1 protein-coding gene is annotated in these 819 nt (G+C 71.4%); it reads right to left on the bottom strand.

Going from position 1 to position 819, the window contains the following annotated elements; genetic code table 11:
• A partial coding sequence (locus G5C51_RS42255; protein WP_338118518.1) for an ATP-binding cassette domain-containing protein occupies positions 1-703 on the bottom strand: 703 nt, incomplete at its 3' end.
• Between the last annotated feature and the right edge of the window lie 116 nt (positions 704-819).

The following is an 819-nucleotide window of genomic DNA, read 5'->3' as shown; positions in this document are numbered from 1 at the left end:
CATCAGCACCCCGGGGATCTACGGGCCCCAGCAACCGCCCCCGATACGCCACGACCACCCGGTCGCACAGCGCGAGCAATTCATCCAGCTCAGCCGAGACCAGCAGCACCCCCGCACCCCGATCCGCGGCCTCTCGGATACGGGTGTGCACGGCACCCACCGCACCGATGTCCAGACCGCGAGTCGGCTGCGATGCCGCCAGGCAGATCAGCGGGTCGAGGGCCAACTCCCGGGCGAGGACGACCTTCTGCTGGTTGCCGCCCGACAGCGACGCCATCGGCGCGGCCGGGCCCGGGGCGCGTACGTCGTGATCCGCCAGCACCCTCTCCGTAGCCATGGCGAGGGCGGGGCGGTCCAGAAAGACGCCCAGCTTCCGGAAGTCGGCCAGCCGTCCCAGGTGAAGGTTCTCCGCCACCGACAACTCGGGCACGCACCCCTCCCGATGCCGGTCCTCCGGGACCACGCCCAGCCCGGCCCGGGTGCGTTCGCGCGGGCGGGCGCGGGTGAGGTCCCGGCCGGCGAGCTCTACGCTTCCGCCGTCGGGGACGAGCGAGCCGCCGATCGCCGCCATCAGCTCCGACTGACCGTTGCCCTCCACTCCGGCGATGCCGACGATCTCTCCACGCCCGACGTCGAGAGAGACGCCGTCCAGGGCGTACGTCCCGTCGCCCCGCCGCACCGTGAGGTCGCGCAAACGCAGCACGGACTCGGCCGACTTCCGCTCTTCAACGGAATCAGCGGAATCAGCGGATTCAGCGGATTCAGCGGATTCAGCGAGATCAGCGGGCCCAGCCCCACCAGCAGGACCACCCCCCTCCC

This window comes from Streptomyces coryli (assembly GCF_011044975.1).
Classification (GTDB): Bacteria; Actinomycetota; Actinomycetes; order Streptomycetales; family Streptomycetaceae; genus Streptomyces; species Streptomyces coryli.
Note: the sequence above shows the minus strand (reverse complement) of the source record. Positions and strands in the feature narration are given on the sequence as shown.